The organism is Burkholderia mycopellens (assembly GCF_964265025.1).
In the GTDB taxonomy this organism is placed as follows: domain Bacteria; phylum Pseudomonadota; class Gammaproteobacteria; order Burkholderiales; family Burkholderiaceae; genus Burkholderia.
Map to the genome: position 1 here is coordinate 2,705,578 of NZ_OZ183803.1, position 24,425 is coordinate 2,730,002.

Consider the following 24,425-nt stretch of genomic DNA (forward strand, 5'->3'; position numbering starts at 1 on the left):
AACGGCACCATGCGCATTCTCGTCGTGGAGGACGATGCCGAAATCGGCGCGGCGATCCACAGCCGCCTGGCACGGCTCGGCCATGCCGTCGATCTCGAAACCGACGGCGCGACCGCGCACGGGCTGCTGCGCGTCGAGCGCTTCGATCTCGTCGTGCTCGACGCGAACCTGCCCGGCATGGACGGCTTCACGGTGCTGCGCCACCTGCGCGCATCGGGCAGCACGACGCCGGTGCTGCTCGTCACCGCGCGCTCGGCGATCGACGACCGCGTGAGCGGCCTCGGCCTCGGCGCCGACGACTACCTGGTGAAACCGTTCGATTATCGCGAGCTCGACGCCCGCGTGCAGGCGCTCCTGCGCCGCAACAGCGGCCATGCGAACGACGTGCTAACACTCGGCGGCCTCGTGATCGACCGCAGCAGCCGCCTCGCGGAACTCGACGGCCAGCCGCTGTCGCTGTCGCGCCAGGAATTCGCGCTGCTCGAAATCCTCGCGAGCCGCCCGCAGCGGATCTTCTCGAAGGACGAACTGCTGAACCAGCTGTTCAGCTTCGGCAACGAGCCGACCGCGAACGCGGTCGAGCAGTACGTGACACGCGTGCGCAGGAAGCTGCAGGGCAGCTCGGTCGAGATCCGTACCGCGCGCGGGATGGGGTACCAGATTGCGGCGCATTGACTGGTTCCCGAAGACGCTGTTCGGGCGCACGCTGCTCTTCATCGCGCTCGTCGTCGCGACCGGCGCGCTCGCGCTCGCGGCGATCGCGCGCTACTACGCGGGCGTCGCGGCCGAACGCGCGTACGACCAGTTGCTGGCGGGCGCATCGATCCAGGTCGCGGAAAACCTCTACGTACAAGGCGGCGTGCTCGCACTGAATCCGCCGGTGGCCGCGCTGTCGACGCTGTCGCGCTACGACCTCGTCTACTACAAGGTGGTCGATTCGCGCGGCGTCGTCGTGGCCGGCTACAACGATCTCGCGAGCCCCGCGACGCTCGCCGCCGCGAAACAGGGCCCCGCGTTCGCGAACGGCATGTACCAGGGCCACCGGATCCGCACCGCGACCATCGCGCGCTACATGCCCGAGGAAAGCACGCCCGGCTGGGCGCTCGTGACCGTTGCGCAAACCACCAACGCGCGCCAGCAGCTCACGAACGACATGAGCATCAAGGTCTGGACGCTGATCCTGCTGATGAGCGTGCTCGCGATCGGCGCGAGCGGCCTCGCGATCCGGCGCGGCCTGCGCCCGCTCGCGCAGATCGGCGCGATCATCGCCGCGCGCGACCCGGCCGACCTGCGGCCGGTGGCCGTCGATACCCCGAGCGAGATCGACGCGATCATCGGCTCGATCAACGGGTTGATACACCGCCTGGCCGAGCGCATCAACGCGATGCAGCGCTTCATCGCGGATGCCGCGCACCAGATGCGCACGCCGCTCGCGCGGCTCGACGCGCAGATCGAACTGCTCGACGGCGAAGCCGATCCCGCGCGCCATGCGGCGCGGCTCGACGCGCTGCGCGCGACCTGCTCGGATGTCGGGCGGCTCACCGGCCAGCTGCTCAACCATGCGATGGTGATCCATCGCACCGAGGCCGTGCCGCTGCAACCCGTCGAACTCGTCGCGCTCGCGAAGGTCGTGCTCGGCCGCACGATTCCGCTCGCGGGCGAGCGCGATGTAGCCGTCGCGTTCGCAAGCGACGCGCCGCTCGCCTGGATCGACGGCGACGCGATCAGCCTGCAGGAAGCGCTGTCGAACGTGCTGCACAACGCATTGCTGCACGGTCACGCGGACGATATCGTCGTCTCGGTCGCGACGCAGGGCAACGCCGGCGATGCCGTGACGCTGACCGTCACCGACAACGGTCGGGGGATTCCGCGCGAGCACTGGGATGCCGCGCTGCAGCCGTTCGTGCGGATCGCACCGGACGGCAGCGAACGGCGCACCGGGTCGGGCCTCGGGCTGGCGATCGTGCAGGAAGTGATGAAGGCGCACGGCGGGCGCGTCGGGTTTGCGTTCCCCGATGCGGGCGGGTTCGCGGTGGTGTTGACGTTTCCGCGTGCGGCGGGAATCGGCGCGGAAAAGGCATGAGCCTGCGGACCTGCGCAGCAGGCGTTCAATCGTCGCTGTCGTCATCGAAGCGGTTGCGCTCCACGTGCCGCGCGACCACCCGGTCCAGCTCGTCGTACTGACGATCGCAAAACAGCCGGCACAACGTATCGACGTCCGCGCGCGCGTCGACGTCGATCGTGTCGACATGCCGCTCCAGCTTGCCCTTGCCGATCCCGAACAGCCCCTTTTTCATCCGCATGGAAACGGCATTCAGCTGGAAGCCGCCCGCATGCGCATCGCTCAACGCGGTCACCCACAATTCCCGCCGATCGTCGGCATGCTGCAGCACGAGGGCCGGCAACGGGCCTTCCTGCGCATCGTCCCATTCGGCATGCTGCGCCGCCCACGGGAATGCATCGAATGCCTGCATGAACGACGGGTAATCCGTCGCCCCCTGCGGATCGAGTTGCTCGAAATCGTAGCCGACCTTCTGAATGGAATAAGTCAACATGGCGCGGTAGCCCCCGTGGCGTTCGAGTTCAGGAGAACGTCAATTTACGCCGAATATAGGAAACGTCACACCCACTACGCCCCTACGGCCTCCCCGCCGAGATACGCATCGCGCACGCGCTCGTCGTCGAGCAGCGTCTTCGCGGGCCCTTCGAGCACGACGCGCCCCGTCTGCAACACGTACCCGTAATGCGCGATCTCCAGCGCGAGGCTCGCGTTCTGCTCGACCATGAACACGGTCACGCCCTGCCGGTTGATCGCATCGATCAGTTCGAGCACCTTGTCGACGTACAGCGGCGACAGCCCCATCGTCGGCTCGTCCATGCAGATCAGCTTCGGTCGCGCCATCAGCGCCCGCGCCATCGCGAGCATCTGCTGCTCGCCGCCCGACAGCGTGCCCGCTCGCTGCGTCAGCCGCTCGCGCACCCGCGGAAACAGGTCGAGCACGCGTTCGTAGTCTTCCGCCACCGCCGTGCGGTCGCCGCGCGTGTACGCGCCCATCAGCAGGTTCTCGCGCACGCTCATGTCGCCGAACAGCCGCCGCGCCTCGGGCACGGCCGCGATCCCGCGCCGCACGCGCTGCGGCGTCGCGAGCGCCGTGACGTCGTCGCCGTCGAAACGCACGACGCCGCGGCGCGGCCGCATCAACCCGAGAATCAGTTTCATCGTCGTCGACTTGCCGCTCGCGTTGCCGCCGAGCAAGCTGACGATCTGCCCGCGCCCGACCTCGAAGTTCACGTCGAAATGCACCTGCACCGGCCCGTAGAACGTGTCGAGGTGTTCGAGTTTCAGCAGCGCGTCGGTCATGGTCGTGTGGGGCCCTGAAGAAAGTGCGGTCATGCGGCCGCCTGTGCCGCGCGGTCGGCCGGCGCACCGCCCGCATGGCGGCGGCCGAGGTACGCCTCGATCACGCGCGGATCGTGCCGCACGTCGCGCGGCGCGCCTTCGGCGATCTTCACGCCGTTGTCGAGCACCATCACGCGGTCGGACACGCGCATCACGAGTTCGAGCTTGTGCTCGATCAGCAGGATCGTCAGGCCGCGCGCCTTCAGCGACTGGATCAGTTGCAGCATCTCGGCCGTCTCCGTCTCGTTCATCCCGGCCGTCGGTTCGTCGAGCAGCAGCAGGCGCGGATGCAGCGCGAGCGCGCGGCCGATCTCCACGCGCCGCCGGTTCGCATACGACAGGCTGTGCGCCGGATGATCGATGCGCGGCGTGAGCCGCTCGCCGAACCCGGCGACGATCGCGCGCGCCTCGTCGCGCAGCGCGGCTTCCTCGCGTCGCACGGCCGCAGGCCGCACGAGCGCGCGCAGCACCTCGGCCGCCGCGCCGAGCGCGGGCCAGCCCGGCCGCGCCGCGCGCAGCCGCGCATGCGCGCCGATCAGCACGTTGTCGAGCACGCTCAGGTTGCCGAACACACGGCCGTGCTGGAACGTGCGCGCGATGCCGAGCGCCGCCAGGCGTTCGGGCGCCGTGCCCGTGATGTCGCGGCCGTCGAACGTCACGCGGCCGGCATCGGGCCGGTCGGCGCCCGCGATCAGGTTGAACAGCGTCGACTTGCCCGCGCCGTTCGGCCCGATCACGCTCAGCAGTTCGCCGTCGGCGAGTGACAGGCTAGCGCCGTCGAGCGCGGTCACGCCGTCGAAGCGGCGCGTCAGGCCCTGCACGTCGAGCAGGGGTCGATGGGGGGTCATCGTGTTCCTCCTTACACCGTGCCGAGCAGGCCCTGCGGCCGGAACCGGACGAGCAGCAGCAGCACGAGGCCGTAGATCAGCATCCGGTAGTCGGCCGCCCAGCGGAACAGCTCGGGCAGCCCGATCAGCGCGATCGCGCCGGCGATGCCGCCGAGCACGTTGCCGAGCCCGCCGAGGATCACCATCGTCAGCGCGAGGATCGACACCTGCGAATCGAAGGTCTGGTGATTGATGTAGCTGTACAGATGCGCGGCGATCCCGCCGCTCACGCCAGCCGCGACGCCGCCGACCGCGAACGCGATCGCCTTGTAGCGGTTCGGCGCGATACCGTGCGCACGCGCGGCGACGTCGTCCTCGCGCACCGCGCGCAGCGTGCGGCCGAGATGCGAGCGCAGCAGCCGCGCCTGCACGAGCGCGAACCCGACGAGCACCGCGAACGTGAACCAGTACGCGGCACGCGCGGTCGTCGCCCACGGCAGCGGTGCGATGCCGGCGATGCCGAGCGGGCCGCGCGTGAGGCCGTCCCAGTTCAGGATCACGAGGCTCACCACTTCGCCGATGCCGAGCGTCGCGATCGACACGTAGTGCCCGCGCAGCCGGAATGCCGGATAGACGAGCAGCGTGCCGAGCACGGCCGTGATGACGCCCGCGCACGGGATCGTCACGGCCGGCGACCAGCCGAGATCCGACGACAGCAGCGCCGACGCATACGCGCCGATCACGAGCAGCGCCGCGTGACCGAGCGAGATCTGCCCGACCGTGCCCGCGACGAGCGTGAGGCTCAGCGCGAGCAAGCCGTACAGCCACGCGTTGGTCAGCGTCTGCAGCACGTACGGCGACGCGCCGAGCCACGGCAGCACGACCGCCAGTGCAACCAGCACGACAAGTACCGGGCGCGGCACGCGCACGGCCTTCGCGGCCGCGAGGAAGGTGCCGGTCATCGGCTCGGCGGGCAGCGCGCGGTTCGCGCTGAACAAGCCGTTCGGCCGCCACACGAGGAACACGATCAGCAGCCCGAACGCGAACAGGTCGCGATAGCTCGTGCCGAACAGCGCGACGCCGTAGCTTTCGACGAGGCCGAGCAGCAGGCTGCCCGCGATCGCGCCCGGCACGTTGCCGAGCCCGCCGATCAGCAGTGCGACCACGCCCTTCAGCGTCGCCTGGAAGCCCATCGCCGGATCGATGCTGTTGTAGTACATGCCGACCAGCAGCCCGCTCACGCCGCCGAGCGCGCACGCAATCGCGAACACGGCCTGGTTCACGCGGTCGACGTCGACCCCCATCTGCAGCGCCGCGTCGCGATCCTGCGCGGTCGCACGCACGGCCCAGCCGAGCCGCGTGAAGCGCAGGAAGCCGTACAGCAGCGCGGCCGCCGCGATGCCGATGCCCGCGATCAGCAGGTCGAGCGAGCCCAGCGTCGCGCCGGCGATCCGCAGATGCCAGTCCGGCAGCGGCGTCGGCACCGCGCGCGGGTCCGCGCCGAACGCGAGCTGCGCGAGCTGGTCGAGGATGAAACTGATGCCGATCGTCGCGAGCAGCGGTGCGATGCGCGCCGCGTGGCGCAGCGGCCGCAGCCCGATCCGCTCGATCGCGACGCCGAGCGCGCCGCAGCCGACCACGACCGCGGCGAGCGCGACCGGCAGCGGCAGCCCGAAGCGCGTCAGGCACAGCCAGCCGATGAACGCGCCGGCCATGTAGACCGAGCCGTGCGCGAAGTTGATCAGGTGCGACACGCCGAAGATCAGCGCGAGCCCGACCGCGAGCAGCGCGTAGATGTTGCCGACGATGAGGCCGTTGAGCGTGTAGTCGAGCCAGGAAGCCATCACGATGCGTCCGTCACGTGCATTCGGTTCAGGTTCAGCGTGCGACGAGCTGCGGTTTCGCGCCGTCCCACAGCGCCCACTGCCCCTGCTTCACGACGAGATAGACGGTGCGTGCGCCCGCGACGCGGCGCGTCTGCGGATCGAAGCGCACCTTGCCGAAGATCACGCTCGGCACGTCGCTGATTTTCGCGAAGCCGTCGTGCGCGGCCTGGCGCGTCGTCCCGTAGCGGCGCAGCACCTCGGCCGACAGGATCAGCGCGTCGTATGCGCGCGCAACGAACGAATCGGGATCGGCGTGGAATTTCGCGCGATAGCGCTGCACGAACGCCTGCACCTCGGGGCGCGGCTCGGCCGGGAAGAAGTTCGATTCCGTATAGACGCCGTCGACGGCCGCGCCGCCCAGCTCGAGGAACTTCGGCGAATACACGGAGCCGACTGCCGCGATCGGCAGCGTGACGCCGGACGTGCGCGCCTGCCGCACGATCTGCGCGCCGTCCGCGTAGTACGAGATCAGCACGATCGAATCGGGCTTCGATGCGCCGATCCGCACGAGCGTCGAGCGGAAATCCTTCTCCGTCGGCTGATAGCCTTCGGCCGCGACGACCTGCGCGCCGAGCCCGGCCACCGCCTTCGCGAAAATGTCCTTGCTGGTACGGCCCCAGTCGGTGTTCAGGTATAGCACCGCGATCCGCTTGAAGCCGAGTTCCTTCACCGCGTAGCGCGCGAGCAGCGGCTGCTCCTCGGCCTGGCTCAGCGCGGTGCTCCACAGATAGTCGCCGCCCTTCGTGAAATCCGGATGCGAGTTCGTGAAGCCGAACTGGATCAGCTGCCCGCGCTGGTAGATCGGCGACGCGGCCATCGACGTCGCGCTGGAGAAGTCGCCCAGCTCGATCGCGATGCGCGGATCGGCAACGAACTTCTGCGCGATCGCCACGGCCTGGCGCGGGTCGCTGCGGCTGTCCTGGAAGTCGACTGCGAGCGGCCGGCCGTGAATGCCGCCGCTGCCGTTGATCTCGTCGAGCGCGAGATCGAAGCCGCGCTTCCATTGTTCGCCGTACTGCGCGTCCTGGCCCGTGAGCGGCCCGCTCACGCCGATCACCACCGGCTCGCCCGACACGCCCGCCGCGAGCGCGCCGCCCGTCGACAAGCCCCATGCGGCAGCGAGCGCCGCCACCGTGCCCAGCACGCGCCGCCATGCACCGCGCGCGTCGTTCCCCGAAACGTTCATGCGTCCCCCAGCTTCAGTCAGTCGAAAAGAGTGAGGGCATGTAACCATCCGGTTCAGGACGATCCAACGAAGTTTTGCGCATATCGATATCGTGCGCGGCGCGAACGGGTGGGGGCTCGCAAACGCCCGCCTGCATGCCCTGCATCGCCCGACGCGTCGGCATGCATCGCATCACGTTGATTCGATTGGCGTTTCGTTCTCGTCACCCGTCGCAGGCGACGCACGCGCACGCACCACCGGCCATCGCAACGATCGGGCCTTTCGCAGTTTTCGCGCTGTCGATAGCAAGAATCATTATATGAATCACGCATGCTCACACTCCTACAATGCGCAAATCGCATCATCGGAAGGTGTCATGGAGCTGCATCAACTCGAAGCCTTTTCCGCGGTCATGTCGGCCGGCAGCGTGACCGGCGCGGGCGAACTGCTCGGCCGTTCGCAGCCGGCCGTCACGCGGCAGATCCAGGAGCTCGAAGCCGATCTCGGCTACGCGCTGTTCGACCGGCACGGCCCGCGCGTCACGCCGACGCGGCGCGCGTTCCTGCTCTACGAGGAAGTCGAACGCTCGCTGGTCGGCCTGCGCGCGATCGAGGCGCGCGCACGGGCGCTCGGCGATGAAACCGCCGAACCCGTACGCATCGCGGCAACGCCTTCGCTCGCGGCCACGCTCGTGCCGGCCGCGCTCGCCGCGCTGCCCGACGGCGCGCAGGCGCCCCACTACCAGTTGCGCAGCGAATCGGCCGAGCATGTCGTGCACGAGGTACTGGCCGGCACGGCCGATGTCGGCGTCGTCACGCTGCCGATGGCGCACGCGGGGCTCGACGTGCACTGGATCGCGCAGACGCCGTGCGTTGCCGTGCTGCCTGCCGGCGATCCGCTCGCGGCGCAGCCACGCATCGCGCTGCGCGATCTCGCGCGCCGCCGCATCGTGACGGTCGCGAACCGGCACCGGTTGCGCCAGCGGATCGATGCGGCATTCGCGGCCGCGCGGGTCGACGCACGCGTATTCCTCGAAACCAACGCGTCGCTGAATGCGGTGATGGCCGCGCGTGCGGGCATCGGGATCGGCATCGTCGATCCGGCGACGGGTGTGGCGCTACCGGTGGACGGCGTCGTCGCACGCCCGCTCGACGTCGACATCCCGTTCGCGTTCGGTGTCGCGACGCCGGCCGGCAAGGCCCGCACGTCCGCCGTCGATGCGCTGCTCGACGCACTGCACCGTACGACGCGCGCGCTGCTCGACGACGTGATCTTTCACGACGCCGCCGCGCACGATGCGTTGCTGCGCGGTGACCGGCTGCGTGCCGAGCGCGCGCCGCGCGGCGCAACCCGCACGACGCGTGCACGCCGTACCCGCCCGGAGGCCGCATGACGACACAGCCCGACGCACTCCACGCGCTCGAAGCCCGGCTCGCGCAGGACCTGCGCTGGCTAGACCTGCCCGCGCCGTCGTGGGTGCCGCCGCGCGAGGCCGACGGCACACGCGTGCTCGACGTCGCGATCGGCGGCGGCGGCATGGCCGGGCTCGCGGCCTCCGCCGAACTGCGCCTGCTCGGCATCGACAACCAGTGCGTGATCGACCGCGCCCCGGCCGGCTACGAAGGCCCGTGGGTCACGTTCGCGCGGATGGACACGCTGCGCTCGCCGAAGCAGCTCGCGGGCCCCGCGCTCGGGCTGCCCGCGCTGACGTTCCGTGCCTGGTTCGAAGCGCAATACGGCCGCGACGCGTGGGACGCGCTCTACAAGATTCCCCGCACGCAATGGATGGACTACCTGCGCTGGTACCGGCGCGTGCTCGGCCTGCAGGTGCGCAACGACACCACGCTCGTCGCGCTGCGCCCGCGCGACGACGGCCTGCTCGCGCTCGACGTGCACGGCAACGGCGAAGCCCAAACACTGCTGGCGCGGCACGTGGTACTCGCCACCGGCCGTGACGGGCTCGGCGGACCGTACGTACCGCCCGTCGCACAACGCGCGCCGCGCACACGCTGGGCCCATTCGTCCGAGCCGATCGATTTCGCGGCGCTCGCGGGCAAGCGCATCGGCGTGGTCGGTGCGGGCGCATCCGCGTTCGACAATGCGGGCACCGCGCTCGAGGCCGGCGCCGCGCGCGTCGACCTGTTCTTTCGCCGCACGGACATTCCGCGCATCAACAAGCTGACGGGCATCGGCAGCCCGGGACTCGTGCACGGTTACGCCGATCTCGACGACGCGACGAAGTGGCGCTTCATGCACTACGCGCTGACGTCGCAGACGCCGCCGCCGCGCGACAGCGTGCTGCGCGTGTCGCGTCACGCGCATGCGCATTTTCATGCGGGCAGCCCGATCGAGACGCTCGCGGAACACGCGGACGGGCTCGACGTGACGACGCCGCGCGGACACTACACGGTCGACTTCCTGATCTTCGCGACCGGCTTTCATTCGGACTGGACGACGCGCGCGGAATTCGCGTCGTTCGGCGCGCAGGTTCGGCGCTGGAAGGATCGCTATCGACCGGAGCCGGGCATGTGGCTCGACGAGCTCGCCGAGTCGCCCGATCTCGGCCCCGCGTTCGCGTTCCAGGAGCGCGAGCCCGGCGCATGCGCAGCCATCACGCGGATCCACTGCTTCAACCATGCGGCGAGCCTGAGCCACGGCAAGCTGTCCGGCGATATCCCGGCCATCAGCGCGGGCGCCAGGCGGCTCGCGCGCGGGATTGCGAGCCGCCTGTTCGACGCGGACCGCGATCGTCACTACGACGCGCTCGTCGCGTACGCGAACGCAGAACTGCAAGGCGACGAATGGCGCGACACCGACGCGTGAGCGCGCGTCCATCGATCACATTGACGACGAAGGGAACCCGAAACGATGACTGAATCCATCTCGCCGGCCGCCGCGCCGGACACGATCGACGCGATCGCCGGCCTGCGCGCCGGCGACGCGGTCGCCGCGCTGCGCCACGCGCGCGACAAGGTGCTGCTTCATACGCGGCTGAGCGAAGCTGCGCTGTTCGATCCCGCGTTGCCCGATCTTGCATTGATCGAAAGACTGCACGCGGCACGGTATGTCGCACACACATCGAACGCGCGAGCATTGGCCGACACTTATCGCGCACGACTGATCGACGCAGGCGGCACGCCCGACGATATCGCACGCGCAGACGCCGATGCATTCGACACATTGCCCCGCCGCATCGGCGCGATCCTTGCGCATGCGCGCCTGCTGACGCGCGCCCCCGTCGATGCGCGCCCGTCCGACCTCGACGCGCTGAAATCGGCCGGACTCACGACGCCCGCGATCGTCGCGCTGTCGCAGCTCGTGGCGTTCGTCGCGTATCAGTTGCGGGTTGCCGTTGCCGCGCGAGCGCTTCAGGCACACGTCACCAGGGAGGCCGCATGACGACGGCCACGCACGGCTTCACGTCCGACACGCTCGGCTGGCGTGCCTGGCTCGACACCGTTTCGCTCGATGCCGCGACGCCCGATCAGCTCGCCGTGCTCGAAGCGAGCCACCCGCAAGCGAAGACGTCCGACTATTACCTGCTGCTCGTCCATCTTCCCGAGATCCTGCGGCAGCGTTCCGGCGTATTCAACGCGATCATGTACGGCCCCGGCGGGCTGTCGCGCGCGGAGCACGAGCTGGCGAGCACGGCCGTGTCGCGCGTGAACGGCTGCGTGTACTGCGCGTCCGTGCATGCTCAGCGCTTCACCCAGCTCGCGAAACGCACCGACGCGATCGAGCAGGTGTTCGACGATCCGGCGACGGCCGGCACGACGGCGCGCGAACGCGCGATCGTACGCTATGCGATCGCGCTGACGGAGCGGCCCGATACGGTCGATGCGAGCGATATCGCAGCGCTGGAAACCGAAGGGTTGACGCATGAGGAGATTCTCGACCTGTCGCACGCGGTCGCGATCTTCGCGTGGGCGAACCGGTTGATGCTGACGCTGGGCGAGCCCGTGTTTCCGGAGCCGGCGGACAGCGCCTGACCAGTGGCGGTACCTGTACCTTTACTCCGGATCGCCCCGATCGCGGCGCGGCACGCCGCGCCCATGTGCGCATCGGCGACGCGCATGGCGAGCGCCCGGCCTTCGCGTCAAAACACGCCCGGAATCAGCCGGTACCGCACCTTCTCCTTGTACGCGCGATAATCCGCATCTTCCGACAACACTCTTTCTTCCAGACTGATCCGCCCGATCTGCAGCAGCATCCAGCTGGTGATCATGAACACGTTTCGTGGGCTGTAGTTGGCGAGCACGAAACCGATTTCGGACAACAAGTAGGCGGCATAGATCGGGTGACGCACGAACCGGTACGCGCCGACCGAAACGACCCCGCGATTGGCGGGCAGCAGACCGAACGAGCGCCCCAGTGACAGCTTCGCGAACAGCTGGCACGCAATCCCGCAAAACTGCAAGGTTCCGCCGGCCCACTCAGGAATCAGTTGGGTACTGGCGTCCAGTTGATAGGCGAGGCAGTAGAACGAGCCGCCGAGGGAAAAGAACACCGCGACCGGATGCCAGTCGCGCCGTTTCGGCAATTTCGCGAATGCCGACAAGCCAACGGTCAATGCCGCGGAGGCGAACAGCAGGATCAGCGTGATCCGGCCTGGATTCTGGCGCCAAGGTATATAAGTCAGATAGGCAAATACGCCCAGCACGGTCACCGAACACACGCGAGCGCCAAGTTCGACCAGATTGATTGGCTCCGACACCCCATCCGCACCCGCAGCATGCGGCATCAGGGCGCCTTGCGCACACTCTCCCCGCCCCCCTGCGTCCTGTGTGGCCTGTGTCATCTTGCTAACCCCGTCATTTATTGCGGTTATTTTTTTCCGTTTCAGATTAGCATGTCAAACCTGTCGAAGCGGGCCAAAGTTTTGACTTTGTGACGCCGATTAGTGTAATTCCCGAGAAACTAGCCAAGTGGAAAACCGGAAGGGTTGAATATCCCGGTTGCCGGACGGTACGCCGCGCATTCCATGCCCCGGGCGGATGAAACGATTCCCGTTCTCCGTAAGTTGACCGGCTTGCATTCCGACGGGATTGGGCCCGGGTAAACGCCATGTATGCCATGGCTGCGATCGCAACGGAAACGACGCCCGGCCCCGCGAACTTCGCATCGGCATACCCGTTTGTAAGGCCGCCGCGGCCTCGCCGGGATACCCGCGTCACGCCTTGTGCGTCGACAGCAAAATACTCGTCTCGGTATTCGCGATCCCGTCGATCAGCCGGATCGCGCCGAGCACCCGATCGAAGTGCTCGAGCGAATCGGCATGCAGCTCGGCGACGAGATCCCAGCGCCCGTTGGTGCTGTGGATCGACGCGACGTTCGGATGCCCGCGCAGCACCTTCACCACTTCCGCGCCGCGATTGCCCTGCACGGCGATCGACATCAGCGCGCGGATCCGGTGCCGTTCCGCCGCGGGTTTGAGCCGCACCGTATAGCCGACGATCACGCCGTTCTTCTCCAGCCGCGTCAGCCGGTTCTGCACGGTCGCGCGCGCGACGCGCAATTCCTTCGCCAGCGCGACGACAGGCAGTCGCGCGTTGTCGCGCAGCAGCGCGATGAGCTGCCGGTCGACGTCGTCGAGCGTGATCATGTGTGGCGCTTCCTTGTTGAACGCAAACCGGCTGCCAGCGTGCCGGAGGCTGCGCGTTCCGACCAGCGGGAATTGATCAAATTGACAAATATGGCCGGCATTTTGACTAGTCTATCGATAAATCTGCCACTTTTGCCGCCTTTTTGTTGGCTCGACTCACGGAAATAATGACGCTATCGACCGGCGGGACATGCCGCGCCGCCGTTTTCCGCGAAGCCGCGACGCGCGCCGATGCACCGCCCGGTCGACCGGAATGCCAGGGGCACTTGGACCGGCACTGAGTATTTGAAGCATGGGACTCGAGTAGGCGCTCAAGCGCCAGTTCGGCTCGACCGCACAAGGCATGGGACCCGAGTAAGCGCTAACTCGGGTCGACCGCACAAGGCATGGGACCCGAGTAAGCGCTAAAGCGCTAACTCGGGTCGACAGGAGACACACTGATGACCCGCTTCCTCGACGTTCCCGCCACCGCCCGACTGATCGCCAGGACCGGCGTCACGACGTTCCTCCGCGAACTCGTCGACACACTGCACGCCGACTACCTCCAGTGGGCCGACTTCGACAAGTCACCGCGCGTCGCGTGCCACTCGCGCGACGGCGTGATCGAACTGATGCCCGTCGCGAACGCATCGCTGTTCGCGTTCAAGTATGTGAACGGCCACCCTGTCAACGCCGCGCGCGGGATGCACACGGTGATGGCGTTCGGCGCGCTCGCCGAAGTCGATACCGGCTACCCGCTGCTGCTCGCCGAACTCACGCTGACCACCGCGCTGCGCACGGCCGCCACGTCGGTGCTCGCCGCGCAGGTACTCGCACGGCCCGACTCGCGCACGATGGCGCTGATCGGCAACGGCGCGCAGAGCGAATTCCAGGCGATCGCATTCCACACGCTGCTCGGCATCGACGAAATCCGTGTGTTCGACGTCGATCCGCGCGCGACCGACAAGCTCGTGCAAAACATCGCCGCGTACCCGGCGCTGCGCGTCGTGCGCGCCGCGTCGACCGCCGACGCCGTGCGCGGCGCCGACATCGTGACGACCGTCACCGCCGACAAAGCGTACGCGACGATCGTCACCACCGACATGATCGAGCCCGGCATGCACCTGAACGCCGTGGGCGGCGATTGCCCCGGCAAGACCGAGCTCGAAGCGGGCGTGCTGCATGCGGGCCGCGTGTTCGTCGAATTCGAGCCGCAGTCGCGCATCGAGGGCGAGATCCAGCAGATGCCGGCCGACTTCCCCGTGACCGAGCTGTGGCGCGTGCTGCAACGCGAGACGACCGGCCGCGAACGCGCGGACGAAGTCACGGTGTTCGACTCGGTCGGCTTCGCGCTCGAGGATTACTCGGCGCTGCGCTACCTGTATGCACTCGCGCAGCGGCACAACGCGGGCGTCGAGATCGCATTGATTCCGCCCGCCGTCGACCCGAAGAACCTGTTCGCGCTGATCGACGACCCGGCCGCGATCGCGCAGGGTCACGCGGCGTACATGACCGAAGCCGTCGCCACATTCGCGCGCTGACCGTCATACCCGGGCGGCGTGTACCAAGCCGCCCGGCCCGTTGCCTTTCGCTCCCGCCTTCCATGAATCTCGTATCGATCCAGGCGCCGGCCGCCGTCGTGATGATCCGGCCGCACCGTTTCCTGCCGAACCCGCAGACGGCGGCCGACAACGCGTTCCAGCGCACGGCCGAAGGCGGCTCGACCGACACGTCGTCGGTGTCCGCCGCCGCACGCGACGAAGTCACGGCCGCCGCGCAGACGCTCGCCGATGCAGGCGTGCGCGTGCACGTGTTCGACGACCATGGCGAGCGCGACACGCCCGACTCCGTGTTCCCGAACAACTGGTTCTCGACGCATCCGGGCGGCCACGTCGCGCTGTATCCGATGCACAGCCCGAACCGCCGCCGCGAACGGCGCGCGGACGTGATCGAGATGCTGAAGGCCGAGTACCGCGTGCAGGACGTGATCGACTACTCAGGCCTCGAATACGACGACGTGTTCCTCGAAGGCACCGGCGCGATGGTGCTCGACCACGTCGCGCGGATCGCATACACCGCGCGTTCGCGCCGCGCCGATCCGGTCGCGCTCGAACGCTTCTGCACGCATTTCAATTTCGAACCGATCTGCTTCGATACGGCCGATGCCGATGGGCGGCCGATCTATCACACGAACGTGATGATGAGCGTCGCGACCGAATTCGCGATGGTCGGCCTCGACCTGATCGCCGACAGCCGGCGTCGCGCCGAGATCGCGCAACGGCTGACCGAAACGGGCCGCACGGTGATCGCGCTCGATCAGTCGCAGATCGCGAACTTCGCGGGCAATACGCTGGAATTGTCGGGAAGAAACGGGCGTGTGCTTGCGCTGTCGCGGCGTGCGTTCGATTGCCTCACACCTGACCAGCGTGCGGCGATCGAGCGCTCCGCGCGGCTGCTGCCGCTCGACGTGCCGACGATCGAACTGGCCGGCGGATCGGTGCGCTGCATGCTCGCGGGGATTCATCTCGCGCGGCGGGCGGCCGCGCCGGATACATCGGAAATCGAATCGGTGGAACCGCATCGCATGCCAGAAGGAAACGGCAGTCACGTCGCACACTGATTGGTGCGCCGGATGCTTCGTCCTGCGGACGAGGCTGAAGCATCCGTAATTTTCTTCACCCGGCCGGCAGCGTTCCGCCGAACACGCGCACCGTGTCGGCTTCGTCGAATGCGATTGGCTCGCGCACCATGTGTTCCTCCCTAAGGTACCCGCACCCTGTCCGGAGTATCGTTCGATCGATTCAGGCACACAATCGTATCTGAATAAATTTAACCGCCCGGTTCCGCTTCCTCAGCCAGTTCGTCAAGTACATTGAAGACGCCAGTCAGACTCTCGCGATACGAAACACTGTAGTACAACGTTACGACATACCGGTCTTCGTTATCACGGACCCGCTGGCGTATGAGTTCCCGGTGCCGGCTCCAGTACCGCCCCATTTCCGTGGGATCAAGACTCCCTGGAAGTCCGGTCTTAGTTGCAATGTATCCATCTGCGTCGACGCCCGAAAAGATCGGATTACTCAGGTGTGCCAGGCAGTGATCGACGAAATGGAAAACATTATCTACGTGTAAGTCGGGATTGAAACACACCCCGAACACGTATCTGTTCATCTGGCTTGCTATTCCACCCTGATCGTCTTCCCCACTTTCATCGTAATATCCACATCCCACACCCTCCTGACTCGGAGGCCGTGAATTACACAACTGGTAAATCACGAAGGACTTGACAGCAGAGCGCGAGGCTGAGAGTTCCTGGTCTGATGAAGGGACATCTAGGATGGGTTGTCCGCCTGCAGAATCCTGCAGGCCAGGCTGCGACAAAGCCGTGCCAAAAAAATCAACCGCTGGCGCGCTATCAACGTCCGCATAGAAATTTCGCTGCGGATCAATGTAGGCCTGCTTGAATAGCGCGAACACCTCCTGAGACAGCTTTCTCATCCCCTTCCGTGCAAGACCGCTCACGACCCCATCAGTCGGCGCATTGCTGTCCTGATCGAGAATGAGCGCACGATAGAGGTTGTACAACTGTCCCTGGCGATCCTCTGAGCACTGCAGTCTGAACAGCATCAGATCGTTCCAGCCAAGGGCACCGCGATCACCAGCAGCGAGACGTTCAAGCAGTCCCTTACCCATGTACGACTTCGCACCGAAAATCCGCTGCGCGATTTCGACGATATATTCTGACCGGTTGTCCCGGCGATATCCCGATGAATCCACCCAGCCAGCCCGATCCAGGAGTTGCAGCAGAGAGTAGATCGACCGCTGCCGCAATGACCGATCATACGTGCCAACCGCCGAATAGTGCGGCAGGTAGTCAACAAGCGTGTCGATCGCGTCGTCTGCAACCTTACGAGGAAAGGTTCGACACTGGGTGGCGAGCACGCTCCAGAACTGATCATGCGCACGGTCCCCTTGTTCCAGCCGGAAGGCAGAGGACTTCAGAATCGCGGAAACCGACTCGCCCGTCTCGACCCGCTCTACAGCCTGCTGGTACAGGACGTATGTGTCCTGCAGCGCCGGTATGGCGAGACGCACAATCAGCTTAAGGTAACCCTCCAGATTTCTCGATCGGTCCTTGTTGAAACATGCACGTGATCGCAATTCCGCCTCGTTAAGATCACTCCGGTCAACAAGATTCAGGCTAGTCACGTCGAAAAGCTGTTGCAATAGGAATCGCGCGGTCTTCTGGTTGCTTTCGTCCAGTTCGCCAAGCAGTATCGTGAACCCGTCGTCGTTGATGAACCCCTTTTCTCTAGGACGCCGCTGTACAGAGAAAACTCCGCTTCGCCCCCCAGTCTCCTCCGCGTAAATGCGCCTGAATATCCCGGGATAGTTGAGGTGCAGGAGCATCAGATGGATAAGGTCACGCTTATTGAAATCCGTCCGGCCCAGCTCGGTCTTCTCCATCTGCATCATCAGCATGGCGTTAACAAAGCGCTTGACCTTGCGCAGGTCGCCGAGAACGGTCTGGTACTCTGCGGCGAGGTCGCCGTCGAGGATGTCCGCCAGCTCGCTTAGCACAGTGGCAAGTTTGAACATCGTATCGGCAGGAATCGAGCCAAACGTGTCTGCTTGTTGCCAGTCGCGCCGCAAGAAGTCCCCAAGGCTCGAACTGTCCACGAACAGACTCAACTTGATGGTCACGAACTTCTCGATAAACTCGCGCGCCCTCGTGCCCTCTTCGCCGCTACCGGCAAGTACTTCGGTGTCGTAGCAAAGGACATAGGTTGCCTGCGAGAGGCTAAACGTCCGCCGCGTCGCGAACAACAGGCTATTCGCAGTCTTTAGATCCAGTCGATCTAGATCGTCGATGACGACGATGACTCGGTGGTCAATGCGCCTGAGGACATCGTCGATATCCTCGAGCAGGTCCTCGATCGTCTCCTGCGACGGCTCCAGGGACAGTTTGAAGCCAAGGAACGAGAAATCAGCCTTGCCTCTGATCAAACGTGCGTACCGTGATACTGCAGGCCGAAACTCCGGCGCAAAGACTTTTCGCTGGATTGCCGCGGACATATCGCGAATCAGACGGTCCGCAAGGTCAGGCTCCGATGCATAACGCAGGGGTTCGAACCGACAGACAATCACGCGATCTCCTGCCTGTTCCCAGTGACGCGCTGCTAAATTGATGAAGCTTGTCTTGCCCACCCCCCATGGGCCGTCAACCCCGAACACGAGCCCCGCATGTGCGCCACTAGCGAGAACCGTCTGTGCGAATGACGCAGCCTGTTCCTTGCTCGCAAGCACGTCGTCATTCTCGTCTCGTATTTCCTCGTCCGGAAGGAAGTACGGTAACGGTGGCGTTCGCCTGGATCCTGACCGCCGCATCATCGGCGACGCCAGCACTAAACAGAGCAACAGCAGGACTGCGGGTGCCCAAAGCGGATTGACTTTCACCAAACTCGCATGAAATCCGATCAACCAAGATGCAGCCAGTTCGTTCGCACAAACGCCGACGCCGATCACGACCAGCAGATCCACGCGCAAACTGCAAGCCATCCGTGCCGCAACGGTGTGCGCGCCTCGCTTGATGCAATAGTGCATGCACAGTAATAGCGCGCCCAGTACCACGACCACCCTCGCCCAGTCAGGTACGCCTGGAAGACTCTGGATAAAGTTCGCACCGAGGTAGAAGGATGCCCGGAAAACTTCCGCGCTCACAAATCCGATAGCGAGAAACCGGATAAACACCGGCAACTCAGTCATCTTCATCACCTCGGGTTCCTTCGTCGAAGGCCTAGTCTCCATTCTCCTTATCCCCCGTAACGCAGCGAGATCGCCTCGCACACTTGTATTCGTTGCACTGCCGACGTCAATACCCAGTTCGAGTATGACTGCGGAGGCGAATCACCTGGCGTATCGCGCGCAGATCTCTGCGTGTTTCAAACGCAGCTAGCAAAACCGCGTGTTTTCCTATGATCAGGGTGGGAAACACCATTGGCTTGAGGCGGCCCATCTCCAGGTCTTATTCCTACACATCACAAGCGTGATTCAGGGTGAAGGCGCGGGCACGGCTTCGCAAATAGCTCATCCCGGTCTGAGTAGATTCCCTTCCCTACCCCTACCCTTACCCAAGCAAAGAAAGCAGCACGTCGCACATCTTTCACCCCGCCAGCAGCTTCAACCCGGCCGGCAGCGTTTCGCCGAACACGCGCACCGTGTCGGCTTCGTCGAACGCAATCGCCTCGCGCACCATGTCGATCCACGCCGCCGACGCATTCGCGGCCGACAGACGCTTGATCACCGCGTCGCGCGTCTCGCCCGGCAGGTCGCGCGAACGGTCGCCGGTCATCCGTGCGATCTGCGCAGCGGCGAACGCGGCCGGTTCGACCTGTTTCCAGTCGAGCGCGAACAGCGCATCGAGCCAGCCTTTGGCGACTTCCGCCGGCACGACACTGTGCGCGCTGCCATAGAACGGCCGCCGCGCGCCGATGCGCCCGAGTGCCCACGCGCACAGCGCGCGATCGGCCGGCTTCTGCAATTGCGCGATCAGCCGCCCGGCCAGCTCGACCTTGCGCTCGACGGGCAGCCGCTCGAGCGACGCGGACAGCCGCGTCATGTCGGCCGGCCCGACCTTGCCCGGATCGAACGGCAGCTTGCGCCGCTTGTCGTCGGTCGGTTCGAGGAACGCGATCGCGTCGCGCACCTGCGTCTGCGCATCGTCGTCGAGACCGCCGGCCACGCGCCGCCACAACGTCCACCACTCGGACCACACCTGGGCGTCGGTCACATACTGAATCCCGTCGTCGAACAGCGGCCACAGCTGCTCGATGCGCCACGCATCGAGCGGATGCCCGAACCCCGGACGCAGGCAATAGCCGGCGAGGTTCAGCCATGCCCGTTCATGATCGGCCGAGCGCCGGCGCCGTCGCGCCCGCGCCAGCAACGCATCGAACAGTTCGCGCGCGAGCGCAACGTCCCACGCCTCGCGCGCGCCGAGCACCTGTTCGAGCTGCGCGCGCAGCCGGCGCGTGTCTTTCGGCGTGACGCCGGCGGCCTTGCTGCCGAACGAGCGCTCGATCAATTCGATCGCCTGGTCGAGACGCGGATGCCGCGCGAGCGCAGCGTCGTCGCCCTGCGCGGGCGCGTCGCCGCGCAACTGGAATTCGAGCCGCCAGCGGCGCGACGCATCGTCGGTCGCAATGCAGTGCATTTCGAGCGTGCCGACCTCGGTCAGCGACGCGGTGAGCTTCACCGGCGTTTCGCGCGCATCGCTGCCCGCCCGCCGCTCGACGACCGTCGCGATCGGCGGCAGCCGCACGAAATCGCCGCCGTCGAGCTCGACGAGGTCGCCGGGCCGGTACGCGGTGTCGGCCACCGTCGACACGAGGTGGAAACGCACCGGCTGCCCGAGTTGCAGCGCGAACGTGCGATCGTCGAGCCGGATCTCGTGCCCCTCCTCCGCGCCGCGCGGCAGCAGGCAAACGCCACGCGCGGCGGCGCCTTCGGCACCGTCGTCGAGCACGAGGAAATAGCTGCGCGCGGAACCGCCGCCGATGCGCGGCGCATGCCCGGCGCGCGCGAGCCCGTAGGCCACCGCGCCGCGCGCGACCGCCACATCCGGATGCGCGTTGTGCAGCACGTCGAGCGGCGTGCCGCGCCACGCGCCGAGCGTCTGCGCGAGACGGCCGGCGAGCGCGCCCGCGCGGAACACGCCGCCGTTGAGCAGCAGCGTGTCGGGCAGCGGGCCTTCGGCATGACGGTTCAGGAACGCGGCGACGTGCCGCGTGACGGCCGCATCGCTCGCATACGGCAGCCCGAATTCGACGATCGCGGCGCGCGCACGGCGCGGCAACTCGCCGGCTTCGACCTGCGGGAAGAACCCTTCGACGACAATCTGCTCGACTTCCTGCCGCGTCAGCTCGGCCGAACGCGCGCCGCCGACGAGCTTGCTGCCCGCGCCGAGCAGCGTGACGTTGACGGATTCGGGCGCATCGTCGCCGAGCAGCCGCTCCTTCGCGGCGCGGCAACGCTCGACGAGCTGCGACAGGCTCGCGGCGGACAGCCGCGTGCCGGGCTCGGTCAGCCGCGACTCGACCAGGCGCGCGAGCGCGAGGTCCATGTTGTCGCCGCCGAGCATCAGGTGGTTGCCGACGCCGACGCGCGTGAACGTCGGCTCGCCGTCGTCGCCCGGCGCGACATCGACGAGCGTGAGATCGGTCGTGCCGCCGCCGACGTCGCAGATCAGCACGCGCCGCGCGGCGGCGAACGTGTCGCGCAGCGTGTCGCGCTGGCCGTACAGCCAGTCGTAGAACGCGGCCTGCGGCTCTTCCAGCAGCCGCAGCGCAGGCAGCTTCGCGCGCCGTGCGGCCTCGACCGTCAGTGCGCGCGCGCCGTCGTCGAACGACGCGGGCACCGTCAGGATCACGTCCTGCTTCGCAAGCGGCGCATCGGGGAAACGGGCGTCCCACGCGTCGCGCACGTGCGCGAGATAGCTCGCGCTCGCATCGACCGGCGACACCTTGTCGACGCCGTCGGCCGCGCCCCACGGCAGGATCGCCGCGAGCCGGTCGACCGACGCGTGCGACAGCCAGCTCTTCGCGCTCGTGACGAGCCGGCCCGGTACCTGCGCGCCGAGCGTGCGCGCGTAGCGGCCGATCACGGCCGGCAGCGCGTCACCCGCGCCGCTGTCACGACCGGCTGCCCCGCCGTCACGGCCGCCGCCCGAACGGGCCGCTGCGTCGCGTGTGCCGGCCGCCTGCCACGGCAACTTCAACGCGTCCGCCGCGAGCTCGCCGGCCGCCGGGTGATAGCGCACCGACGGCAGCAGCGGCTGCGCGGCCACCGCGCCGGGGCCGACCAGCTGCTCGACGTCGAACACGCGAATCGCGTCGGAACCGGCCTCGACGTATGCGACGACCGTATTGCTCGTGCCGAGGTCGATCCCGACCGTATAACGCTTCATCGCGCTCAGGCGGCGCCGCGCACGTCGAACTCGACCTTCCAGCGCTCGCTCGTGCCGCTCGGGATCGCCTCGAGTTCGAGCGTGCCGGCTTCGGTCACGCGCGCATGCAGCTTCACGGGCACGACCTCACCAACGGTGCGCCCTTCGGCGGGCAGCGTCGCCTGGATTTCTTCCAGTTCCTGCAACTCTTCCGCCGACCAGTAGTCGAGCAGCGTGCCGACCTGGTCCTGGCGGCGCACCGACGAGCCGAAGAAGCGGAACTGCACCGGTTCGCCGACGACGAGGCCGAACTCCTGCGGCGGCAGCGCCGCGTCCGAGCCCTCCTCCATCCCGAACGGCGCGACGCACAGCGCCTGCACCGGCGGTTCGAGCCCCGGCACCGCGGGCATCGCCGATTCGATCGCGACGTAGTACGCGCGCGCCGTGCCGCCGCGAATGCGCACGCCACGGCCGCGCTTCACGTAGCCGTAGTACGCGGCGCCACGCGCGACCGCGAGGTCGAGATCCGCGCCTTCGAGCAGGCGTGCGGGCGGCGCGCCTTCGGCGGCGAGCCAGCTGTTGAGCGTATCGAGCACGCGCTGCGTGAGCAGCGTCGACTTGAACACGCCGCCGTTGAACAGCACGGCCGTCGGATGCAGGAACGTCGCGCCCTGCGGCAGCGTGCGCTGCACGCCTTCGAGCGAGTCGAGCGCCGCGACCTGGCGGCCGAGGAACGCCGCGAGATGGCGCGTGATGCCCGCGTCCTGCGCATACGGCAGGCCGAGCTGCGTCAGGCCGACGCGCGCGCGGCTCACCGGGCGCGCGGCTGCGTCCACCTGCGGGAAGAAGCCTTCGAGGATCGTCTGCGTGAGTTCCGCGCGCGTGAGCTCCGTGCGGATCGACCCGCCGATCAGCTTCGAGCCGCGGCTCGGCACGACGAGCGGCACTGCGTCGGCCGTCGGGTCGGACAGCAGCGTTTCCTTCGCGGAACGGCACGCATACGTGAGCGCGCGCAGTTGCCACGGGTCGGCCTGCGTGCCCTGCTGCGCGAGCTTGCGCGCCACCACGTGCGCAAGCGCGAGGTCCATGTTGTCGCCGCCGAGCAGGATGTGCTCGCCGACCGCCACGCGATGCAGCTCGAGATTGCCTTCGCGCTCGACCACCGCGATCAGCGACAGGTCGGTCGTGCCGCCGCCGACGTCGACGCACAGGATCAGGTCGCCGACCTGCACCTGCTTGCGCCAGCCACCCTGGCTCTTCTGGATCCAGCTGTAGAGCGCGGCCTGCGGCTCCTCGAGCAGCGTCATGCGCGAGTAGCCGGCGGCGCGTGCGGCCTCGGCCGTCAGTTCGCGTGCGGCCGGGTCGAACGACGCGGGGATCGTGACCGTCACGTCCTGGTCGGCGAACGGCGCGTCGGGATGCGCGTGGTCCCACGCTTCGCGCAGGTGTGTCAGGTAGCGGATCGAGCTTTCCAGCGGCGACACGCGCGACACCTCCGGCGGCGCATCGCTCGGCAGGATCGCCGCGCGGCGGTCGACGCCCGGGTGGCACAGCCAGCTCTTCGCGCTCGACACGAGGCGGATCGGCGTGCCGGCGCCGCGGGTGCGCGCCATCTCGCCGACCGCGAAGCCGCGCGAGGCCGTCCACGGCAACGTCAGGTCGCCCTGCGTGAGTTCGCTTTCATGCGGCAGGTAGAGGAACGACGGCAGCAGGTCGCGCGATTCCAGCGCGCCGGGCGCGGTGAGCTGCGCAATCGGCAGCACCTGCTGCGTGATGGTTTCGCCGTCGCTCGCGGCGCTGTCGACGTACGACAGCGCGCAGTGGGTCGTACCGAGATCGATACCGATCGAATAGCGCGGATCGCTCACAGTTCCACCTCCGCCGGTGCGATCACGGACGCGTCGTGGCTGCCCGTCAGCTTCGGCAGGCGCACGTCGGCCACGCGCCAGCCGCGATGGCTGACCGTGCCCGTGAACGGCGCGGAACCGACCACGTTGCCCGTCACGCGCACGGCCGTTGCGTCAAAGCCGGCCGGCAGCGTCACGCGGCTGCCTTCGGCTTCGTCGCGCACCGGCACGATCGTGAAGTGTTCGCGCAGCGCGGCACGGCAGCCGTCGTGCACGAGGCGCGCGGCCGCGCCGATGTCGGCGTCCGCGTAGCCGGCGATGTCTTCCTCGACGAAGTCGATGAAGCGCGCATCGCGCTGCAGCAGGCCGAGCAGTTGCAGCGCGGCCTGCGGGCTCGCTTCGCGCAGCTCGGGCGCCGGCGCCTTCACGGGCGCGGCGGCAGGCGCCGGGGCCGGCGCGGCAGCGGGTGCCGGCGCGACCGGCGCCGGGGCGCCATCGCGCACGCGCAGCACGCCGGCCGCGAACTCGCGGTTGCCGAGCACGGAGAAGAACGTGCCGACGGCAAGCGACAGCCGGCCGAAGAAGGACAGGTTGGATTCGGGCATGGGGTCTGGACTCCTGTAGGCTCGCGACATGGCGAGCGATCTTGCCTGGGCGCCCGGCGGCGGCGTGCGGATTGCGCACTGCCGCCGCCCGGCGCGTGATTCGGTCGCGCCCTCGCGGGTGCGGAAAACCCGTATTTTGCCCTGTGGCGGGAGAACCGGGCAGAAGTTGG

At 67.4% G+C, this 24,425-nt stretch carries 19 protein-coding genes; 8 read left to right on the forward strand and 11 right to left on the reverse strand.

What is annotated here, in order from left to right; all coding sequences use genetic code 11:
- Positions 1 to 9: 9 nt before the first annotated feature.
- The gene (locus tag ACPTTC_RS30305; RefSeq protein ID WP_423395134.1) at positions 10 to 675 is read left to right on the forward strand and encodes a response regulator transcription factor; all 666 of its coding nucleotides are present in this window, start codon (positions 10 to 12) and stop codon (positions 673 to 675) included.
- Positions 662 to 2,083, forward strand: coding sequence for a sensor histidine kinase (locus ACPTTC_RS30310; RefSeq protein ID WP_423395135.1), 1,422 nt, complete (start codon positions 662 to 664; stop codon positions 2,081 to 2,083). Before ACPTTC_RS30305 ends, ACPTTC_RS30310 begins: the two co-directional genes overlap by 14 nt.
- A gap of 25 nt (positions 2,084 to 2,108) precedes the next feature.
- Here ACPTTC_RS30310 and ACPTTC_RS30315 read toward each other — a convergent pair whose 3' ends face one another.
- The 5 genes from ACPTTC_RS30315 to ACPTTC_RS30335 form a co-directional block, all read right to left on the reverse strand.
- Positions 2,109 to 2,555, reverse strand: coding sequence for a hypothetical protein (locus ACPTTC_RS30315; RefSeq protein WP_423395136.1), 447 nt, complete (start codon positions 2,553 to 2,555; stop codon positions 2,109 to 2,111).
- 74 nt (positions 2,556 to 2,629) lie between these two features.
- Complete coding sequence (locus tag ACPTTC_RS30320) at positions 2,630 to 3,394, reverse strand: ABC transporter ATP-binding protein (RefSeq protein WP_423395137.1); 765 nt, start codon at positions 3,392 to 3,394, stop codon at positions 2,630 to 2,632.
- Positions 3,391 to 4,248: an ABC transporter ATP-binding protein gene (locus ACPTTC_RS30325; RefSeq protein WP_423395138.1), complete on the reverse strand. Its 858-nt coding sequence runs from the start codon at positions 4,246 to 4,248 to the stop codon at positions 3,391 to 3,393. The genes ACPTTC_RS30320 and ACPTTC_RS30325 overlap by 4 nt, the downstream gene beginning before the upstream one ends.
- Positions 4,249 to 4,259: 11 nt before the next feature.
- Positions 4,260 to 6,071: an ABC transporter permease gene (locus ACPTTC_RS30330; protein ID WP_423395740.1), complete on the reverse strand. Its 1,812-nt coding sequence runs from the start codon at positions 6,069 to 6,071 to the stop codon at positions 4,260 to 4,262.
- A gap of 34 nt (positions 6,072 to 6,105) precedes the next feature.
- Positions 6,106 to 7,299: an ABC transporter substrate-binding protein gene (locus ACPTTC_RS30335; protein WP_423395139.1), complete on the reverse strand. Its 1,194-nt coding sequence runs from the start codon at positions 7,297 to 7,299 to the stop codon at positions 6,106 to 6,108.
- A gap of 355 nt (positions 7,300 to 7,654) precedes the next feature.
- Here ACPTTC_RS30335 and ACPTTC_RS30340 point away from each other — a divergent pair, with 355 nt between their 5' ends.
- From ACPTTC_RS30340 to ACPTTC_RS30355, 4 genes are read left to right on the forward strand one after another with little or no spacing between them, the layout of a single operon-like run.
- Entirely contained in the window at positions 7,655 to 8,671 is a 1,017-nt protein-coding gene (locus ACPTTC_RS30340; protein WP_423395140.1) for a LysR substrate-binding domain-containing protein, read from the forward strand.
- Positions 8,668 to 10,101 carry an NAD(P)-binding domain-containing protein gene (locus tag ACPTTC_RS30345; protein WP_423395141.1) on the forward strand — a complete coding sequence of 478 codons (1,434 nt, stop codon included), beginning with the start codon at positions 8,668 to 8,670 and terminating at the stop codon, positions 10,099 to 10,101. The genes ACPTTC_RS30340 and ACPTTC_RS30345 overlap by 4 nt, the downstream gene beginning before the upstream one ends.
- Before the next feature lie 45 nt (positions 10,102 to 10,146).
- On the forward strand, positions 10,147 to 10,677 hold the full coding sequence (locus ACPTTC_RS30350) for a CMD domain-containing protein (protein WP_423395142.1): 531 nt from the start codon (positions 10,147 to 10,149) through the stop codon (positions 10,675 to 10,677).
- Positions 10,674 to 11,267 (forward strand): peroxidase-related enzyme, encoded by a 594-nt coding sequence (locus ACPTTC_RS30355; RefSeq protein ID WP_423395143.1) that lies wholly within the window; start codon positions 10,674 to 10,676, stop codon positions 11,265 to 11,267. The genes ACPTTC_RS30350 and ACPTTC_RS30355 overlap by 4 nt, the downstream gene beginning before the upstream one ends.
- A gap of 107 nt (positions 11,268 to 11,374) precedes the next feature.
- Here ACPTTC_RS30355 and ACPTTC_RS30360 read toward each other — a convergent pair whose 3' ends face one another.
- Together ACPTTC_RS30360 and ACPTTC_RS30365 are read right to left on the reverse strand one after the other, a co-directional pair.
- The gene (locus tag ACPTTC_RS30360; RefSeq protein ID WP_423395144.1) at positions 11,375 to 12,076 is read right to left on the reverse strand and encodes a methyltransferase family protein; all 702 of its coding nucleotides are present in this window, start codon (positions 12,074 to 12,076) and stop codon (positions 11,375 to 11,377) included.
- A 372-nt stretch (positions 12,077 to 12,448) separates the two neighbouring features.
- On the reverse strand, positions 12,449 to 12,880 hold the full coding sequence (locus tag ACPTTC_RS30365; protein WP_006479718.1) for an Lrp/AsnC family transcriptional regulator: 432 nt from the start codon (positions 12,878 to 12,880) through the stop codon (positions 12,449 to 12,451).
- A gap of 440 nt (positions 12,881 to 13,320) precedes the next feature.
- Here ACPTTC_RS30365 and ACPTTC_RS30370 point away from each other — a divergent pair, with 440 nt between their 5' ends.
- Positions 13,321 to 14,400 (forward strand): ornithine cyclodeaminase, encoded by a 1,080-nt coding sequence (locus ACPTTC_RS30370; RefSeq protein ID WP_423395145.1) that lies wholly within the window; start codon positions 13,321 to 13,323, stop codon positions 14,398 to 14,400.
- A 62-nt stretch (positions 14,401 to 14,462) separates the two neighbouring features.
- On the forward strand, positions 14,463 to 15,479 hold the full coding sequence (ctlX, locus tag ACPTTC_RS30375) for a citrulline utilization hydrolase CtlX (protein WP_423395146.1): 1,017 nt from the start codon (positions 14,463 to 14,465) through the stop codon (positions 15,477 to 15,479).
- A 209-nt stretch (positions 15,480 to 15,688) separates the two neighbouring features.
- On the opposite strand, the gene ACPTTC_RS30380 is transcribed toward ctlX, so the two are convergent.
- From ACPTTC_RS30380 to ACPTTC_RS30395, 4 genes are all read right to left on the reverse strand, one after another.
- A complete protein-coding gene (locus tag ACPTTC_RS30380) occupies positions 15,689 to 18,631 on the reverse strand; it encodes a KAP family NTPase (protein ID WP_423395147.1) in 2,943 nt (980 codons plus the stop codon).
- A 391-nt stretch (positions 18,632 to 19,022) separates the two neighbouring features.
- Positions 19,023 to 21,824 carry an Hsp70 family protein gene (locus ACPTTC_RS30385; protein ID WP_423395148.1) on the reverse strand — a complete coding sequence of 934 codons (2,802 nt, stop codon included), beginning with the start codon at positions 21,822 to 21,824 and terminating at the stop codon, positions 19,023 to 19,025.
- 5 nt (positions 21,825 to 21,829) lie between these two features.
- A complete protein-coding gene (locus ACPTTC_RS30390) occupies positions 21,830 to 23,671 on the reverse strand; it encodes an Hsp70 family protein (protein ID WP_226201212.1) in 1,842 nt (613 codons plus the stop codon).
- Positions 23,668 to 24,255 carry a DUF2760 domain-containing protein gene (locus ACPTTC_RS30395; RefSeq protein ID WP_226201211.1) on the reverse strand — a complete coding sequence of 196 codons (588 nt, stop codon included), beginning with the start codon at positions 24,253 to 24,255 and terminating at the stop codon, positions 23,668 to 23,670. The genes ACPTTC_RS30390 and ACPTTC_RS30395 overlap by 4 nt, the downstream gene beginning before the upstream one ends.
- Between the last annotated feature and the right edge of the window lie 170 nt (positions 24,256 to 24,425).

What these genes read in the sequence shown, in the direction of transcription:
- ACPTTC_RS30305 (WP_423395134.1), top strand. Translation starts at nt 10, where the DNA reads ATGCGCATTCTCGTCGTGGAGGACGATGCCGAAATCGGCGCGGCGATC.
- ACPTTC_RS30315 (WP_423395136.1), bottom strand. Translation starts at nt 2,555, where the DNA reads ATGTTGACTTATTCCATTCAGAAGGTCGGCTACGATTTCGAGCAACTC.
- ACPTTC_RS30320 (WP_423395137.1), bottom strand. Translation starts at nt 3,394, where the DNA reads ATGACCGCACTTTCTTCAGGGCCCCACACGACCATGACCGACGCGCTG.
- ACPTTC_RS30325 (WP_423395138.1), bottom strand. Translation starts at nt 4,248, where the DNA reads ATGACCCCCCATCGACCCCTGCTCGACGTGCAGGGCCTGACGCGCCGC.
- ACPTTC_RS30330 (WP_423395740.1), bottom strand. Translation starts at nt 6,071, where the DNA reads ATGGCTTCCTGGCTCGACTACACGCTCAACGGCCTCATCGTCGGCAAC.
- ACPTTC_RS30335 (WP_423395139.1), bottom strand. Translation starts at nt 7,299, where the DNA reads ATGAACGTTTCGGGGAACGACGCGCGCGGTGCATGGCGGCGCGTGCTG.
- ACPTTC_RS30340 (WP_423395140.1), top strand. Translation starts at nt 7,655, where the DNA reads ATGGAGCTGCATCAACTCGAAGCCTTTTCCGCGGTCATGTCGGCCGGC.
- ACPTTC_RS30345 (WP_423395141.1), top strand. Translation starts at nt 8,668, where the DNA reads ATGACGACACAGCCCGACGCACTCCACGCGCTCGAAGCCCGGCTCGCG.
- ACPTTC_RS30350 (WP_423395142.1), top strand. Translation starts at nt 10,147, where the DNA reads ATGACTGAATCCATCTCGCCGGCCGCCGCGCCGGACACGATCGACGCG.
- ACPTTC_RS30355 (WP_423395143.1), top strand. Translation starts at nt 10,674, where the DNA reads ATGACGACGGCCACGCACGGCTTCACGTCCGACACGCTCGGCTGGCGT.
- ACPTTC_RS30360 (WP_423395144.1), bottom strand. Translation starts at nt 12,076, where the DNA reads ATGACACAGGCCACACAGGACGCAGGGGGGCGGGGAGAGTGTGCGCAA.
- ACPTTC_RS30365 (WP_006479718.1), bottom strand. Translation starts at nt 12,880, where the DNA reads ATGATCACGCTCGACGACGTCGACCGGCAGCTCATCGCGCTGCTGCGC.
- ACPTTC_RS30370 (WP_423395145.1), top strand. Translation starts at nt 13,321, where the DNA reads ATGACCCGCTTCCTCGACGTTCCCGCCACCGCCCGACTGATCGCCAGG.
- ctlX (WP_423395146.1), top strand. Translation starts at nt 14,463, where the DNA reads ATGAATCTCGTATCGATCCAGGCGCCGGCCGCCGTCGTGATGATCCGG.
- ACPTTC_RS30380 (WP_423395147.1), bottom strand. Translation starts at nt 18,631, where the DNA reads ATGAAGATGACTGAGTTGCCGGTGTTTATCCGGTTTCTCGCTATCGGA.
- ACPTTC_RS30385 (WP_423395148.1), bottom strand. Translation starts at nt 21,824, where the DNA reads ATGAAGCGTTATACGGTCGGGATCGACCTCGGCACGAGCAATACGGTC.
- ACPTTC_RS30395 (WP_226201211.1), bottom strand. Translation starts at nt 24,255, where the DNA reads ATGCCCGAATCCAACCTGTCCTTCTTCGGCCGGCTGTCGCTTGCCGTC.